This is a genomic window from Bacillus sp. FSL L8-0152, from assembly GCF_038006365.1.
Lineage (GTDB): Bacteria > Bacillota > Bacilli > Bacillales > Bacillaceae_G > Bacillus_A > Bacillus_A cereus.
Window position 1 is genome coordinate 1,675,244 of sequence record NZ_JBBOVB010000001.1, and the last position, 15,790, is coordinate 1,691,033.

Genomic DNA, 15,790 nt, shown 5'->3' on the forward strand with positions numbered 1-15,790 from the left:
CCCTAAAAGTTAGACACGGTTATTTCATTAGGCAGCTTGATAAAAGTGAGTCCGGTATTGTACTGGGCTCATTTTTAATTTTGCCTTAATCCGTTTCGTATTATAATAATCTATATATTTTTCTAATTCTATTTTAAAGTGCTCTACATTTTCAAATTCTTTTATGTAGAGGAACTCCGACTTCATAATCCCAAAGAAATTTTCTATTACTGCGTTGTCGTAACAGTTGCCTTTTCGAGACATACTCTGAACGATAGCTCTTGATTCAAGTGTAAGGACGTACTGTCTCATTTGATAATGCCATCCTTGATCCGAATGCATCAGTAGCTGGTGGGTTTCAGGTAAACGTTCCAATGCTTTCTCTAACATGTCTGAAACAAGCGAATACGTCGGTCTAGAACCAATTGTATAGGTAATAATTTCACCATTATACAAATCTAATACAGGTGATACATACAGTTTTTCTCCAAACAATTTAAACTCTGTGATGTCTGTTACCCACTTTTGATTCGGTGCATCTGTATAAAAATTACGCTCTAAAATATTAGGTGCAATTCTACCGACTTTTCCTTTATAGGATTTATATTTCTTCATACGCACAACACACTTTAACCCAAGCTCTTTCATAATGCGCTGAACCTTCTTGTGGTTCACTTTCTGGCCACGATTCGTTAATTCATCACGAATGCGACGGTAACCATAACGACCTTCATTTTCCTCATAAATCGCTTTAATCTCAGCTTTCAAATCGGCATCTAGATCTGGACGATTCATTTTCTTTACTAAATCATAATACGTGCTTCGAGGAATAGTAGCTAGCTCCACGAGTGCCTTGACCGAATATTTATGCCTTAATTCGTAGACTACTTGCGCTTTGTCTTGTTTTGTGATTTTTCCTTGTTTTGAACTAAGGCATTTAACTTTTTTAAGTACTCATTTTCCATCTCAAGCTGTTTAATGCGTGCTTCAAGTGCTTCGACTGACCCTTCAGCTAAAGGTTGTTTTAATTGTTTATTTGAATCTTTTTTCATGGATGGACGCCCCTTTTTCTTAGATTGAAGGGCATCAATTCCTTGTGTTTCGAGCTGTTTTTTCCAAACAGAAATCGTTGAAGGGGCAGGAATATTAAAGATAGCTGCCGTCTCAAATAAGGACATACCGTTTTCAATCATAAAGTTTAGTACGTCTAGTTTAAATTGTTGTGTGTAATTTGTACATCGTTTTAGAAAAGCTTCCAGACCATTCTGTTTATATTGGTTTACCCAATTCAAAATGATTGTGTCACTTATACCGAGCGATTTACCTATTTCTCGATAACTTTCATTTCCGTTCAAATAACGTAGAACGATTTGTATTTTTTCATCAGCTGTAAATTTAGCCATAGAAAAACTGCACCCCCAATTGTTAGACTGTGTCTAACAATTGGGGTGCAGTTCAAAAAGAATTGCTCTTTTTGTGCTTATAAGTTGTGAATATTGAAAAAGATGTGTTAATTTTTCATTATGAAGAGAAAAAGGAGTGATTTTCATGAATGAGATAATACATAAGATAGAGCAACACGTTTCAGTTCGTAAATATAAAGAAGAATCAATTCCGAAAGATGTAGTAGAAAAAATGGTGCACGCTGCACAGCATGCGGCTTCATCACATTTTGTACAGGCGTATTCTGTCATATATGTAACAAATCAGGAATTAAAGGCTAAATTAGCAGAGCTATCCGGAAATCGCCATGTGAAAGACTGCGCAGCATTCTTTGTTTGTTGTGCAGATTTAAAACGACTTGAAATTGCATGTGAAAAACATGGTACAGAGATAAAGCATGAAGGGGTGGAAGACTTTATTGTTGCGACGGTAGATGCTTCACTTTTTGCGCAAAACTTAGCGTTAGCAGCAGAGTCATTAGGATACGGTATTTGTTATATTGGTGGTATTCGTAATAATCCGAGAGAAGTGAGCGAATTGCTTCATTTACCAGATAAAGTATATCCTGTATTCGGAATGACAGTCGGTGTACCAGATGAAGAACATGGAGTTAAACCACGCTTACCGGTAGCAGCGGTTCTTCATGAAAATGGATATGATGAAAAGAAATATGATGAATTATTAAATGAATATGATGAAACGATGAACTCGTATTACAAAGAAAGATCATCAAACAAGAAAAGCGTAACATGGACGGAATCAATGAGTTCGTTTATGTCTAAAGAAAAAAGAATGCATATGAAAGAGTTTTTAAGTGAAAAAGGATTAAATAAGAAGTGAGTAAAGAGGCAAACCTGTGATGTGGGTTTGCCTTTTTTGAAAGGAGAAATACCTAAGGCCAGAAAGTTGTTTTTCTTTCTGAACTTAGGTATTTTGTTTGTTATCATATACATAGAAATAAAAATTAATAAATTTTTACAAAAGTGATAGAAAATGAGAATGAAATACCAATAGTAAGTAAAGGCAGCTGCTAAAGGGGGACTGAGGAAGGAAGATGCATATGATTTTCGATTCTGAAGAGGATTTAATTATAGCTATGAAAAAACATGATCAAGATGCTTTGAAAGAAGTGATTGATCAATATGGAAAATTAATTTTGTACATTATTCATAAATCATTAAGTACCCCTACTGAAAAACAATATGTGGATGATTGTTATAACGATGTATTTACTGTTATTTGGTTTAATATCGACCAATTTGATACAGAAAAGGGAAACTTAAAATCTTGGATGATTGGTATTACTAAATTGAAGGCATTGGAATATAAAAAGAAAGTATATAAAGAGAATAAAATCGATAAGGACGTAGAAATAGATACAAGTGTCCATGATAGGTATGAAATAGAACAAGAAGAAGAGATTATGGAAATTGTTCAAGATTTAAATAAGAAAGATCGATATATCTTTTTAAAGAGGTATATTGATGGGTATTCCATTGACGATATTGCAAAAGAATTAAAAGTAACGGCAGATTATATATACAATCGAATTTCTCGTGGGAAGAAAAAACTTCAAAAACTGTGGAAAGGGAGTGTGTAATATGGATAAAAGATTATTATCGATGTTAAATGAGCTCCAATATTCAGAGGAAGAAATTACACGTTTAGAGAAAGAAGCAAATGAGTCTATCGATATAGATAAGTATTATGTAAGAAATGGAGAGTTACTAAAAAAATTAACTTTACAAATGTTAGAAGAGTCAATTCGAAGTGAATTACAAGTTGATGAAGAAATTAAGAAGGAACTGTTAGTAGACGAAGGGTATATGACAAATAATAAAGTCATACCAAATATATATTACGTAGGAGCTACTTTCTATTATTATCTCGTTTTAACAAATAAAAGAGTGATTATGAAAGGATTAGATTGTTATTTTAAAAAGACACATGAACATAGCATGCCAATAGAGGATATACAATCCATTTCGCAACATAAAAAAATGAAAAATGTCTTTGAGATTAAATATAATAACACTCATATACAATTTGGAAGTATTAAGTATGCACGTGAAGTTGCAATGATAGTTATGGAGTTAAAAAAGCGAGGAGTAAAAGTAGAAAAGTATACAGATTTTGAAAAAGGGTTTTTCTTATTTTTTAATATATTTGTGATAGTAAGTGCAGGTCTTTGTTTTATAAAATATTTAATGTAAAAAGCGGCATAATAGCCGCTTTTTATCGTTTTATCACGCTATTTTCCGGGCAGTAAGAACCCCATCTCAAAATTCAGGGGAAGCAAAGAAGTTAGGTGGGGATGAACAAAACCCCCACTGATTAAAGTTCCACTTTATTTAGTATTTTGATTTGAAAAATTGGTCTTATGAAAGAACGATGATTGCTAATTGTAAACTGCCAATAAGGCCATATAAGTTTTGATATGGAATACCCCGCCGGAAAATACAGCAATAATTTCGTTTGAACATATCTGTTATTGTACGATTTAAAGCACCTTCTATAACAAGTTCAAACTTTCAATAAGAAGATACCCTCCTGTACAACTTAAAAGAATATACGTAAATATTTTGAAAATCCGTTGATTAATCCATTTAAAAATAATTTGTCCTATAAACAAACCTAAAAAGACAATTGGAATGGCATAAAAAATTGATTCCCAAATGGTTTTGTTTGTGCCAGTAAAGAGTATTTGAGTTACTAGACTAATGAAATATATAAACAGATAAAAAGCTAATGTAGTTGCTCTTAACTTCTCTTTTTCAGTAGCAGTTCCTGTAAAATAAAGTAACAGTGGAGGACCTGGCATACCGATACTGGTCGTTAAAAGACCAGATAATCCGCCAACTATGAAATCTCTAGATTGTGTTGATCTAACCTTAACGTTGCATATTAGCAATAATGTTAATAGTAAGAGTAGGATGCTAACTGCTAATTTAAAAATGTTTATGTTAACGGAAATGAAGATTAAAATGCCAAAAGGAACACCAACTATACTTCCAAGAATAAACCTTTTCAGTAGAACAAAATCAACGTCCATTCTTATTTTCCAAATGAGTGAAATGGAGATAATTAAAGATAAAATAATGTTTATTTGTATAGCTTCTTGTGGTAGAAATAACATAAGTAAGAAAGGGGTTGCCATTATGGAAAAGCCAAAACCTGTACTTGCTTGCAGAATAGAAGCCACTAATATAATACATACGAAAATGAATGTGATACCCAAAACAGCCCTCCTATTTAATTCAGTTTAACTAGTTAAAGTCTATTATTTAAGTGCAATATTTCACAAACTTGTTTATATTTTAACATAAATATCTAGTTTTTTCTCAAATAGTGTTGCCATATAAGGCTCTTTAACTAAAAAATTCGATTTACATTTTTAAACAATTTTATTATGGGGAAACAAATAATGAATGGGATCAAAATTTATTGATTATCATTAAATTATTCACTGAGATCCCCACGATAAAACAAGAACAGCCATATAAAACTTACAAAAATACAACATATAGCTAATAAACTGCCAATCATTTGAGGAGAAAGAATTTCTAACAGCCCTCCTGTAAAAAACATCGATAACTGAATAAGAGATCCGTAAATGGAGTAATGGAATGAAAAAACTTTACCCATCATATTTTCGTGTGTGTAAGTTTGAAGTAATGTCGTATCAAGTGGAACGATGATTCCTCCTGCTATGCGCATACAGAATAAAGTAATGATACCGATAATAAGTTGATCGGATAGAATGAATCCGAGAAAGAAAATTCCTTGTAATAAGTAGGCCCAACCGAATACTTTTTTCATTTTTTCTTTATTATGAGACATATAAAGATTAACGAGGAGGCTGCCAATCATAAGCCCAGTGCCTTGAACTGTATATAAAATTCCAATGTTAGTGTGGAAAATTCTCTCGGCATAGATCGTTAGAAGTAGTTGATAAGCACCTCCAATAATCCCCCATGAAATGCCGACAAGAATTAATGTTAAAATGATTTTTGTTTGTAATATGTATGTATAACCACCTTTTATATCAGTGAAAAATGCTTTGTTCTTGTTACAAGTATCATGAGCAGGAATACTCATGTTATAAATAAAATAGGCTGAAATAAAGTATGATAGGCTATTTACTAAAAAAGCGAACTCAATATGTAAAGATTGTGCAATTACTCCGCCCAAAGAAGCCCCCATAATAGACATAAAACCATTAATTGTACTAGAAAGAGAGTTAGCAGTTACGAAATGATTTTGGTGTACGATATTTTTTAAGGTTGCTTGTTTAACCGGTTCAAATAAACAAGAAAGTACAGATAAACATATATTAGCAATGAAAATAATCTCAATTTTATAGCCTGCGAGTAAGTATGTAAGGACTAGAATTCCCCGTGTAATATCGGTAAAAATCATAATATTCTTTTTAGAGAAACGATCTATAATTCCGCCTATGAATGGACTAAGAAGAAGCTGTGGTAAACTTTTACTTATAAAAGTAAGTGCGATCATAAACGGCGATTCCGTTATGCTGTAGACAAATGTTAATAAAGCTACCGTATGGAACCAATCCCCAAGTACACTGAATGTTTGCCCATAAAATAGTTTATTGAAGTTTTTATTTGTTTTAAGAAGTGTGGAATAAGAAACTGACATAAATAGATTAATCCTTATGTAATGACGATGTTTGAATTTGTTCTTTCCACTCACTTAAATACACTTTTTCCGCTGTGGGAAGTCCAACAGGTAATTGTGCAATCAATTCTAAACTATTTCCATCAGGGTCGTTAAAGTATACGGCTGCATGTGCTAATTCCGGAAAAACAATCGGTTCAATTGGTTCCATTCCAAAGTCTTTTCGTGCTGAAATTCCTTTTTGATTTAGCCAATGAATCGCATTTTCTAAATCATGTAAACTTACTTGAAAGGCGATATGTCGTAAAGAGGGGTGATAATTCACTTTGTATTCTGTGCCTTCCCAAAGGCCGAGCCAACTCTCATTTTCTTTAATCCAAAAGAAAGCAATATTATCTCCTCTTTTATATAATTTTAGCCCTAGTGATTCATAAAAAGGTATTGATACTTTTAAGTTGCGGACAGGTAAATGTGCTTCGTAAAGACCTCTAATCATTGTAATCCCCCTTAGTAAAAATGTTTCTTATTCCATAGTAAACAATATGTTGCTAGTTGAAATCGCAAATAAGAGGGATATAAATTCATACGAAAGTATGAAAAAAAACAGCTCATATTTGAGCTGTTTTTCTATAGTTTTTAGTTCATTTTTCAAGGATAGGATATATTAATATCCGTATCCGCCACCACCCCAACAGCTACATCCGATGATGATTAGAAGGATGAATAGTACGATAAGCAAAGCAAATCCACCGCCGAAACCAGCGCAACTTCCACCATAACTCATATGTTTTCCTCCTTTTTAGTAAGTTAATCTATATGGTTCATGGACTACTATATACAGTATGTTTTTTGTATAGAAAACGAGCCAGTCTCATTTATAATTAGACAAATGCCTGTAGATTCATTAGGATTGCATGTTAGTGATTTGTAAATAAACCTTTACGTAATTCATAATTTAGGCATAAAAAATAAAAAATTGTAAAAAAAACCATTTTCTTATTTTTTTATGAGAGAATATGTACTATAATTTTACAAGTAATATTATGGGAAAAGGGAGTTTTAGTATAGAGATGGAGATGGGACAATTAAAAAATAAAATAGAAAACAAAAAGAAAGAGTTAATTCAACTTGTTGCGAGACACGGATTGGATCATGATAAAGTTTTGTTATTTAGTCGTGATTTAGATATACTTATTAATAAGTTTATGAACATAAAAGACAAAGTGCATAAATAAAAAATTTATAGTTTTTTATATTAAGATGTTTCACAGAAAGGAGAGGACAGTAATTGGAACATTTACAGGAAGAATTGTATAAACAAATAAAAGAAGAAAAAGGTACAGTTACAATTTTCTTAAAGAGTGGCGTTAGAATAGTAGGAGAAGTTGTTGGAGTGGATAAATTTACAGTTTTAATCTTAGTGGATGGAAAACAACAGCTTATTTATAAGCAGGCTATATCAACAATAATGAAATAAGACACTCTTGTTGAGTGTCTTATTTCATTATTGCTTGCATGCCTCAACATCAATGCCGGCAGCAATTAACTTCTTTTCTCCATCTTGTTCAATAATTTTTTGTAATTTAGATAGGAAAGAATCAAAGTTTGTATGCTTTGCTACTTGGAATGTCATTTTATGTTCAATTGGTAGCCACGTATCAATATCAGCTTCGTTATGCTGGATTTTTACCTCAAGTTTATCGAGTGCATTAGCAACTTTTGCTTCGTACGTTTCTTTCGCTTCAAACTCCATCCATAAGTCATATAATTCTTCGCCGAGAGAACCTGTTAACGTTTGTTTAATATTTAAAATAGCTTCTAGTTCATTTTTTTGTTTTTGTAGCTGTAATTCGTGACTATTCATCGTATCGAATGCAGGGATATCACCAGCTTCGGCTTCGACTAGGTCGTGAATAATAACCATCTTAAGTAATTTCTCAATATTTACTTTTTGATCCAAATAAGGTTCAACTAAAATGGCCATTAGAGACATACGCCATGTATGCTCGGCAACACTTTCTTGACGTCCGTTGGAAAGCCAGCTGTGTCGCATTTCATATTTTAATTTTTCTGCTAATGCAATGACTTGTAAAATGTTGTGTTCCATCGTGAGCCTCCTCATGTTTTTATACCATAATTCTAATATAGAAATGAAATGTGTCAATTTCATGAGTATATTGCGATAAACAGATGATAAGCGTATAATACATGTTATATGTGAAAACGTATTATTAAAATAAAAAAATGTTATATGAAAATGGAAAGGAAAGGGCAGAAATATGGGAGAAAAAAATCAAGTATTAGTTAGACCACAAAGAAGAAAAAGGAAGTTTGATATTTCTAGCCCAGTGGGCATCATAGTAGGTTTCATCATAGTGATAGCGGCAATTATGCTTGGCGGCGGTGGAATAAAAGCTTTCAAAAACTTTTTAGATATTTCATCTATTTTAATTGTCATAGGGGGAACAACAGCGACAATTGTTGTGGCATATCGATTTGGAGAAATAAAAAAATATACGAAAAGTATTTTCACTGTTTTACATAGAAGAGAAGAAGATTTAGAACAGTTAACGGATTTGTTTGTTGATTTTTCGAAAAAGTCTAAAAAGAATGGCTTGCTTTCTTTAGAGGTTGATGGAGAGCAAGTAGACAATCCTTTTATTCAAAAAGGAATTCGATTAATGTTAAGCGGTTACGATGAAGAAGAATTAAAAGAAGTGTTATTGAAAGATATTGAAACGGAAGTGTATGAGTTAAGAAAAGGAGCGGCATTATTAGATAAAATTGGTGATTTTGCTCCAGCTTGGGGAATGATTGGTACGTTAATCGGTCTTATCATTATGCTCCAAAACTTACAAGATACATCGCAAATTGGTACAGGGATGGCAGTTGCGATGTTAACGACATTATATGGGTCTGTACTTGCGAATATGATTGCAATCCCTCTGTCGGAAAAAGTATACCGTGGTATTGAAGATTTATATACAGAGAAGAAGTTTGTAATAGAAGCAATTTCAGAATTGTATCGCGGACAAATCCCTTCTAAATTAAAGTTGAAACTGGATACATACGTATACGAAACGAAGGTAAAAGGAGCAGCCTAATATTTCAAGGAGTGGTATGATGAGTAAAGGACCGCAAAAGGGATCGCCTCGTTGGATGACGACTTTTACAGATTTAACGATGTTATTATTAACTTTCTTTGTATTACTAGTTGCTACATCAAAGCAAGATGCAGTAAAATTGTCAAAGATGCTTGAAAATTTTAGTGATATGGGGCAAGTAGATGCAAAAGTAATGGAAAATACAATACCAGATATTTCACATGAAAAAAATGATGAAAAAATGATCTCAAAAAAGAGAATGGATGAATTATATAAGAAGTTGAAAGCGTATGTAGATAATAACGGTATTAGTCAAGTGAATGTATATCGAGAGGATACAGGGGTAAGCGTCGTTATAGTAGATAATTTAATATTTGATACAGGCGATGCGAACGTTAAGCCCGAAGCGAAAGGGATAATAAGTCAATTAGTTGGATTTTTTCAATCCGTACCTAACCCAATTGTTGTAGAGGGACATACAGATAGTAGACCTATTCATAACGAGAAATTCCCTTCTAATTGGGAGTTATCTTCAGCACGAGCGGCAAATATGATTCACCATTTAATTGAAGTGTATAATGTGGATGATAAAAGGCTAGCTGCGGTAGGATATGCAGACACAAAGCCAATTGTACCAAATGATTCACCGCAAAACTGGGAAAAAAACCGTCGCGTTGTTATTTATATAAAAGAGTAGTATATTATTATTTTAATAATAAAATAATAAAAATACGAAAATTCTTTTAAAAAAATATTAAATTTTATCATTTTATTTTGTATAATGAGTGAGAATGATAAGGTGAAATATTAAGATATATTTATACATAGAAGGAGAGAATTAAAAAGAATGGCACATAAAATTTTAGTAGTAGACGATGCGATGTTTATGCGAACGATGATTAAAAACTTATTAAAAAGTAGTGATGAATTTGAAGTTATCGGCGAAGCAGAGAATGGGGTAGAAGCAATTCAAAAGTATAAAGAACTTCAACCTGATATTGTAACATTAGATATTACTATGCCAGAAATGGACGGGCTTGAAGCATTAAAAGAAATTATTAAAATTGATTCAAGTGCAAAGGTTGTTATTTGTTCTGCAATGGGACAACAAGGTATGGTATTAGATGCAATTAAGGGCGGGGCAAAAGACTTTATTGTAAAGCCATTCCAAGCGGATCGTGTAATTGAAGCTTTAACAAAAGTAGCAAATAGTTAATATAGAAGGGGTGCCACAAGGAATCAAAACAGTGATAGCGGATCGACGTGTGGCCCCCTTTTTTCTCATTATAAAACACTAAATTGTTATACATAAATGAAATGTTTGTTAGACAGGTAGGGGATAAAAATGCAAACAGATCTATTAAATATATTTTTCGAAGAGTCAGAAGAACATTTACAGTCGCTAAATGAAAATGTGCTAGTGTTAGAGCAAAATCCTGCTGATATGGATGTTGTAGGAGAAATATTCCGCTCCGCTCATACATTCAAAGGTATGTCTGCGAGTATGGAATTTACAGAGATGGCTGATTTAACGCATAAGATGGAAAATGTGTTAGATGAAATTCGTCATGGAAATATAGTTGTAAATGCGGATATTATTGATGTGATTTTTGAGTGCATTGATAATTTGGAGAAGATGGTTGCAGATGTGCAACAAGGTGGAATGGGCAATATTGATGTAGTCTCAACTAAACAGAAATTAGAAGCATTATTGAACGGCAATGTAGAAACTCCTACGGAACATATAGAGCAAAATCATATAGACAACGATGATGCAGTTTCACATGAAGTGCATATAACAGTTGAACAGCAAGCAATTTTAAAAGCAGTACGTGCCATTATGTGTATTGAAGCATTGCAGAATGTAGGGAATATACAAAAAACCGCTCCGAGTATTGAAGAAATTGAAGCAGATGCTTTCGGATTTGAATTTACAGTATTTATGGATACTGATTGTAGTATAGAAGAATTGAAACAAGTAGTACTTCATGTTTCTGAAATTGAGAAAGTGGAAGTAAAGCAAGGAGAACCTATATCGAGGGAAGTAGCTTCTAAAAAAGTCGTTACACAAGAAGTTGTGCAAGTAGAAGGAACGCTACAACCAGCTGTGGCTACGCAGGTAGAATCACAGATAGTGGCAACGAATCAACCTACAAGTGCTATGCCAGCTAAAAGTACTACAAAAACGAAAAATGCTAAAGTGGAGAATCGTTCAATTCGTGTTCAATTAGAGAAAATCGAAAGATTAATGAATATGTTTGAAGAAAGTGTAATTGAACGTGGGCGCATTGATGAATTGGCTGAAACGATTCAAAACAAGGAGTTAATTGAACATTTAAATCGATTAGGCGATATTTCAAAAGATATTCAAAACGTACTATTAAATATGCGTATGGTGCCGATTGAAACTGTGTTCAATCGTTTCCCACGTATGGTACGTATGTTAGCGAAAGATTTAGGGAAAAAAATCGATTTACAAATTACAGGTGAAGATACTGAAGTAGATAAAATTGTTATTGATGAAATCGGTGATCCGCTCGTTCATTTAATTCGAAATGCAATCGATCATGGTGTTGAAACTGTTGAAAAACGACGTGATGCAGGTAAAAATGAGACAGGTACTATTAAATTAGAAGCCTTTCATAGTGGAAATCATGTCGTTATTCAAATTGCGGATGATGGAAACGGTATTAATAAAGGGAAAGTATTAGAAAAAGCGATTAAAAATGGCGTTGTAACTGAAGCAGATGCAAATAGATTAACAGATCGTGAAGTGTTTGATCTTATTTTCCAACCAGGATTTAGTACAGCTGAAGTTGTATCAGATCTTTCTGGACGCGGTGTCGGATTAGATGTTGTAAAACATACGATTCATAGTTTAGGTGGACATTTAATCATTGATTCTGAGGAAGGAAAGGGAAGTACATTTAGAATTGAACTTCCGTTAACGTTGTCTATTATTCAATCTATGCTTGTTCAAACGAATGATAAGCGCTATGCTTTACCTCTTGGAAATATCGTTGAAGCAATTCGAATTAAGAGAGAAGACATCCAATCCTTACAAGGAAAAGATGTGTTAAATTATCGTAATCAAATTATTGAAGTGAAACATTTAAGTACTGTATTTGGTGAAAAAACAGTAGATGAGGCGTTTGCGTCATATGATGGTCAAATGGTTCCTGTGTTAATTGTTCGTAATACACATCGCAGCTATGGACTTATTGTAAACACAATTATCGGTCAAAGAGAAATAGTCTTAAAGTCATTAGGTGACTTCTTTGCAGAGAGTTCTAACTATTTCTCTGGTGCGACGATTCTCGGTGATGGACGAGTGGTCCTCATTTTAAACCCAGAAGGTTTATAATAGGAATGAAGGAAAGCTCCCCACTTGTATACAATTGGGGAGCTTTTTGGCTAATCGTTACCAATCTAATAATGGGAATACATACATATTAACGTTTTATATAATAAGTTTGCTAAAATCAAATGAGAGTTTATATTATTTGATAGAAAAACAGAAATGAGGAGGCAGGGAAAATGCCTGAGCAACACACAAAAGGGGATACGAGCACGATTGTGCTAGAAAAAGAAAATGAGCATTTAACGCCTCAAGAATGCGATATTCTTGGCGAAATTGCAAATATATCATTTGGTTCAGCTTCGACTGTATTATCAACGATTTTAAATAGGCAAGTAAGCATTACTGCTCCTCGCATAGAGTTGGTAGATTTATATGATTCAAGAGATGTCGAAGTTCCACATGTTGTATTAAACATTCATTTTACAAAAGGATTAGATATGGAAAACCTTCTTGTTCTTAAACAAGATGTTGCATTGTCCATCGCTGATTTAATGATGATGGGAACAGGTGAAGTGGAGGATGGAAAAGAACTTGGTGAATTAGAACTAAGTGCTGTACAAGAAGCGATGAATCAAATGATGGGATTCGCAGCTACATCTATGTCGGAATTCTTCCAAGATACAGTAGATATGTCTCCGCCGACGATTAATGTTGTAAAGTTATCAGAAGAAATGGAGAAAATCTCTGAAATCGATGGGAATCATACGATTGTTAAAGTGTCGTTTGATTTAAAGATAGATAATCTTGTAAACTCTAAACTTGTACAAATTGTTTCAGTTGAGCATGCGAAACAAATGGTAAATAAATTAATGCAATTATCTGGTGGAGTAGAAGAAAAAGACGAGCCAGCAGAAGTAGTGGAAACTGAGATTGTAGAAGAAGTTGAAAAAGAGCATTTAACACAAGAAGAGAAAGATGTGCTTGGTGAAATTGCAAATATTTCAATTGGTTCCGCTTCAACAGTATTGTCAACGCTTTTAAATCAGCCAGTTACAATTAGTACACCAAATGTGGAAGCAATCAATGTTCGTCATTATGATGGAGTACCAGTGCCATTTGTTATTTTAAATGTTGACTTTGTTGAAGGGCTAAAGAATGAGAATGTATTCGTATTTACGAAAGATGTCGCCTTAACAATGGTAGATTTAATGATGATGGGAACAGGGGAAGTTGATCCGGAAAAAGAGCTTACTGAATTAGAACTGAGCGGTATTAAAGAAATTATGAACCAAATGATGGGTCACGCTGCTACGGCGATGTCAGAAATGTTCCAAGAAAAAATGGACATGACGCCGCCAAATGTTAAATTTGTAACGTTAAAAGAAGAAATGGAGTATTTGGGAGAATCAATGGAAGTGGACGAACTCGTTCAAATTACGTTCAATCTTGAAATTGGTGATCTGCTTCAATCGAAAATGTATCAAATTTTGCCAATTTCTGAAGCGAAAGAAATGGTAAGGCGACTTCTGTATCCAATGGTGGAAGAAGAAGAGATTGCCACAGAAGAAATTGAAGAAGAAAAAATTGTAGAACCAGTTGTGCAACCTATTGAATTTAAAGAAGTAAAACAAATGGAACCAGTATATATGGACACGTCCATTCTACAAAATGTAGAAATGAACGTGAAATTTGTATTTGGAAGTACAGTGAAAACGATTCAAGATATATTAAGTTTACAAGAAAATGAAGCAGTTGTACTAGATGAGGATATTGATGAACCAATTCGTATTTATGTAAATGATGTATTAGTGGCGTATGGTGAACTTGTAAATGTAGATGGATTTTTCGGAGTAAAAGTGACGAAATCACTATAAGGCATTGAAATAGGAGTTTGAACTAGTAGATGAAAAACGTAAAGTTTTTTCTAATGAGTTGGCTATGCATACATGTGTGCTTGTTCTTCCCCTTGCAAAGTCAGGCTGAGGAACAAATTGAGCCAGATCAAAAAATAAATGAAGTGAATGTACAAGAAGAAAATAAGGAATCTCAAGAACCGCCAGAGCAAGTGGAAACGAAACAAGATGAAGAAAAACAAAAAGAGGAGAAACAAAAAGAAGCAGAACAACAAGAAGTAGCAAATAAACAATTGAGTGAAAGAAAGATAGAAACAGAACAGGGAATTATTACAGTAAATAAGCTGGAGCTTAAAGTTGGCGAAGAGGTGCGAATTGCTGTAGAACCAAATCGGAAAAACATTCAAAGTATGAAAGGTATATTGCAGTTACAAAAAAATGGCGAGCAATATGCGCAAGAAAGAATGTTATCTTTTGAGTATGATGAAGAAACGAAGGGCTGGGTTGCTAACTATAAAGCAGGGGATTTTGATTTGCAAGGTGATTGGAATCTTCAGCTCGTTCAAAGTTACAAAGAGAATGAGAAAGAAGAGCTCATAAAAAATGAAGTGAAAGTCCCGCTCATTCGTATTAAAAATGAAACGCCAACTATAGATAAAGAATTGCCAAAGTTACAGAAAGTTACTATTGATGAAGTAAAAGAGAACTTAGTTGAACGAAAACAGGGAGATTCTATACATATACGAGTAAAAGCGTCAGATATAGAATCGGTTGTAAAAGAAGTGCGCGTTACATTAAAAGGGAAAGAAAATAAAGAACTTTCGTTTTTATTAGACTACAACAAGCATGATATGGATTGGCAAAAAGTATTTGAAATAACAGAAGCATTGCCGGCTGGGCCATATGAATTACTTGTAGAGATAATAGATGCAGCAGGTAATAAACTTGTTGAGGAAAGTGAATATACCATTTCTGTTTTGGCGCCAAAAAACGAAGATGATAAAAAGATAGAAGAGAAAGAGAAAGAAAAAGAAGAAAAATTAGATAATAAACTAGAAAATGAATTAGAAGATAAGAAAGAAAATGAGAAGCAAGAAGATTCGAAAGTCAAAAACCCGCTTCCAGAAGAAAATTTACCAGTCGTTCAAATTCCGAAGCAAGATGAGATAGTAAATAAGTTTATAAAAGAACCGTTGAAAGAGAAAGAGGAATTTACTTACGTTATAAAAGAGCCGTTCGAAGACAACAAGGAAGTACATAAGGCGAAGGACCAAAAAGAGAAAAATAACAAACAAGTTGCCTCTAAAAAGAAAGAACAAAAAGAAGAACCGAAAGACAAGAAAGAAGAAAAAGGTGAACAGGGAGTGCAAGCTTCTGATGTGTTTACTATCATGTCAGGTTTATTCGTACTGTTTTTAGTTTTAAAGAGTAATAAAGAATGGGGCTAATTATTTCATAGTAGTGGAGGCGCT

General features: G+C 33.5%; 17 protein-coding genes. 11 read left to right on the forward strand and 6 right to left on the reverse strand.

What is annotated here, in order from left to right; genetic code table 11:
• Window positions 1-27: 27 nt before the first annotated feature.
• Window positions 28-1,382 (reverse strand): IS3 family transposase gene (locus MHH27_RS08560; RefSeq protein WP_097822715.1). Its coding sequence is split into 2 segments (ribosomal slippage): window positions 28-929 and window positions 929-1,382, totalling 1,356 coding nucleotides; the frame shifts between segments, so codons are not numbered across the junction.
• A 145-nt stretch (window positions 1,383-1,527) separates the two neighbouring features.
• Here MHH27_RS08560 and nfsA point away from each other — a divergent pair.
• The 3 genes from nfsA to MHH27_RS08575 all read left to right on the forward strand — a co-directional run bounded on the left by nfsA (window position 1,528) and on the right by MHH27_RS08575 (window position 3,635).
• Entirely contained in the window at window positions 1,528-2,262 is a 735-nt protein-coding gene (gene nfsA / locus MHH27_RS08565) for an oxygen-insensitive NADPH nitroreductase (protein WP_001002379.1), read from the forward strand.
• A gap of 214 nt (window positions 2,263-2,476) precedes the next feature.
• The gene (locus MHH27_RS08570; protein ID WP_003274080.1) at window positions 2,477-3,022 is read left to right on the forward strand and encodes a sigma-70 family RNA polymerase sigma factor; all 546 of its coding nucleotides are present in this window, start codon (window positions 2,477-2,479) and stop codon (window positions 3,020-3,022) included.
• A 1-nt stretch (window position 3,023) separates the two neighbouring features.
• Window positions 3,024-3,635: a PH domain-containing protein gene (locus tag MHH27_RS08575; protein WP_098360900.1), complete on the forward strand. Its 612-nt coding sequence runs from the start codon at window positions 3,024-3,026 to the stop codon at window positions 3,633-3,635.
• Window positions 3,636-3,934: 299 nt separating this feature from the next.
• On the opposite strand, the gene MHH27_RS08580 is transcribed toward MHH27_RS08575, so the two are convergent.
• The 4 genes from MHH27_RS08580 to MHH27_RS08595 all read right to left on the reverse strand — a co-directional run bounded on the left by MHH27_RS08580 (window position 3,935) and on the right by MHH27_RS08595 (window position 6,844).
• A complete protein-coding gene (locus tag MHH27_RS08580) occupies window positions 3,935-4,660 on the reverse strand; it encodes a sulfite exporter TauE/SafE family protein (RefSeq protein ID WP_098360901.1) in 726 nt (241 codons plus the stop codon).
• 221 nt (window positions 4,661-4,881) lie between these two features.
• Window positions 4,882-6,081: an MFS transporter gene (locus tag MHH27_RS08585; protein WP_340942228.1), complete on the reverse strand. Its 1,200-nt coding sequence runs from the start codon at window positions 6,079-6,081 to the stop codon at window positions 4,882-4,884.
• A gap of 7 nt (window positions 6,082-6,088) precedes the next feature.
• On the reverse strand, window positions 6,089-6,556 hold the full coding sequence (locus tag MHH27_RS08590; protein ID WP_000617953.1) for a VOC family protein: 468 nt from the start codon (window positions 6,554-6,556) through the stop codon (window positions 6,089-6,091).
• 168 nt (window positions 6,557-6,724) lie between these two features.
• Window positions 6,725-6,844: a YjcZ family sporulation protein gene (locus MHH27_RS08595; protein WP_000120179.1), complete on the reverse strand. Its 120-nt coding sequence runs from the start codon at window positions 6,842-6,844 to the stop codon at window positions 6,725-6,727.
• A gap of 232 nt (window positions 6,845-7,076) precedes the next feature.
• On the opposite strand from MHH27_RS08595, the gene MHH27_RS08600 reads away from it, so the two are divergent.
• Both MHH27_RS08600 and hfq read left to right on the forward strand, forming a co-directional pair.
• Window positions 7,077-7,295 (forward strand): aspartyl-phosphate phosphatase Spo0E family protein, encoded by a 219-nt coding sequence (locus MHH27_RS08600; protein WP_000291688.1) that lies wholly within the window; start codon window positions 7,077-7,079, stop codon window positions 7,293-7,295.
• Window positions 7,296-7,348: 53 nt separating this feature from the next.
• Entirely contained in the window at window positions 7,349-7,537 is a 189-nt protein-coding gene (gene hfq / locus MHH27_RS08605) for an RNA chaperone Hfq (protein ID WP_000400665.1), read from the forward strand.
• A gap of 27 nt (window positions 7,538-7,564) precedes the next feature.
• Here the strand turns inward: hfq and MHH27_RS08610 are convergent, their stop codons facing one another.
• On the reverse strand, window positions 7,565-8,167 hold the full coding sequence (locus MHH27_RS08610; protein ID WP_016513063.1) for an HD domain-containing protein: 603 nt from the start codon (window positions 8,165-8,167) through the stop codon (window positions 7,565-7,567).
• A 172-nt stretch (window positions 8,168-8,339) separates the two neighbouring features.
• Here MHH27_RS08610 and MHH27_RS08615 point away from each other — a divergent pair, with 172 nt between their 5' ends.
• The 6 genes from MHH27_RS08615 to MHH27_RS08640 all read left to right on the forward strand — a co-directional run bounded on the left by MHH27_RS08615 (window position 8,340) and on the right by MHH27_RS08640 (window position 15,766).
• Window positions 8,340-9,164, forward strand: coding sequence for a MotA/TolQ/ExbB proton channel family protein (locus MHH27_RS08615; protein WP_327898136.1), 825 nt, complete (start codon window positions 8,340-8,342; stop codon window positions 9,162-9,164).
• 19 nt (window positions 9,165-9,183) lie between these two features.
• Entirely contained in the window at window positions 9,184-9,861 is a 678-nt protein-coding gene (locus tag MHH27_RS08620) for an OmpA family protein (RefSeq protein ID WP_340942234.1), read from the forward strand.
• Between the two features lie 150 nt (window positions 9,862-10,011).
• Window positions 10,012-10,380, forward strand: coding sequence for a response regulator (locus MHH27_RS08625; protein WP_340942237.1), 369 nt, complete (start codon window positions 10,012-10,014; stop codon window positions 10,378-10,380).
• A gap of 129 nt (window positions 10,381-10,509) precedes the next feature.
• Complete coding sequence (locus MHH27_RS08630; protein WP_340942240.1) at window positions 10,510-12,528, forward strand: chemotaxis protein CheA; 2,019 nt, start codon at window positions 10,510-10,512, stop codon at window positions 12,526-12,528.
• Window positions 12,529-12,701: 173 nt separating this feature from the next.
• On the forward strand, window positions 12,702-14,339 hold the full coding sequence (locus MHH27_RS08635; protein ID WP_001115016.1) for a flagellar motor switch protein: 1,638 nt from the start codon (window positions 12,702-12,704) through the stop codon (window positions 14,337-14,339).
• 29 nt (window positions 14,340-14,368) lie between these two features.
• Window positions 14,369-15,766: a transglycosylase gene (locus MHH27_RS08640; protein WP_340942244.1), complete on the forward strand. Its 1,398-nt coding sequence runs from the start codon at window positions 14,369-14,371 to the stop codon at window positions 15,764-15,766.
• The last annotated feature ends 24 nt before the right edge of the window (window positions 15,767-15,790 follow it).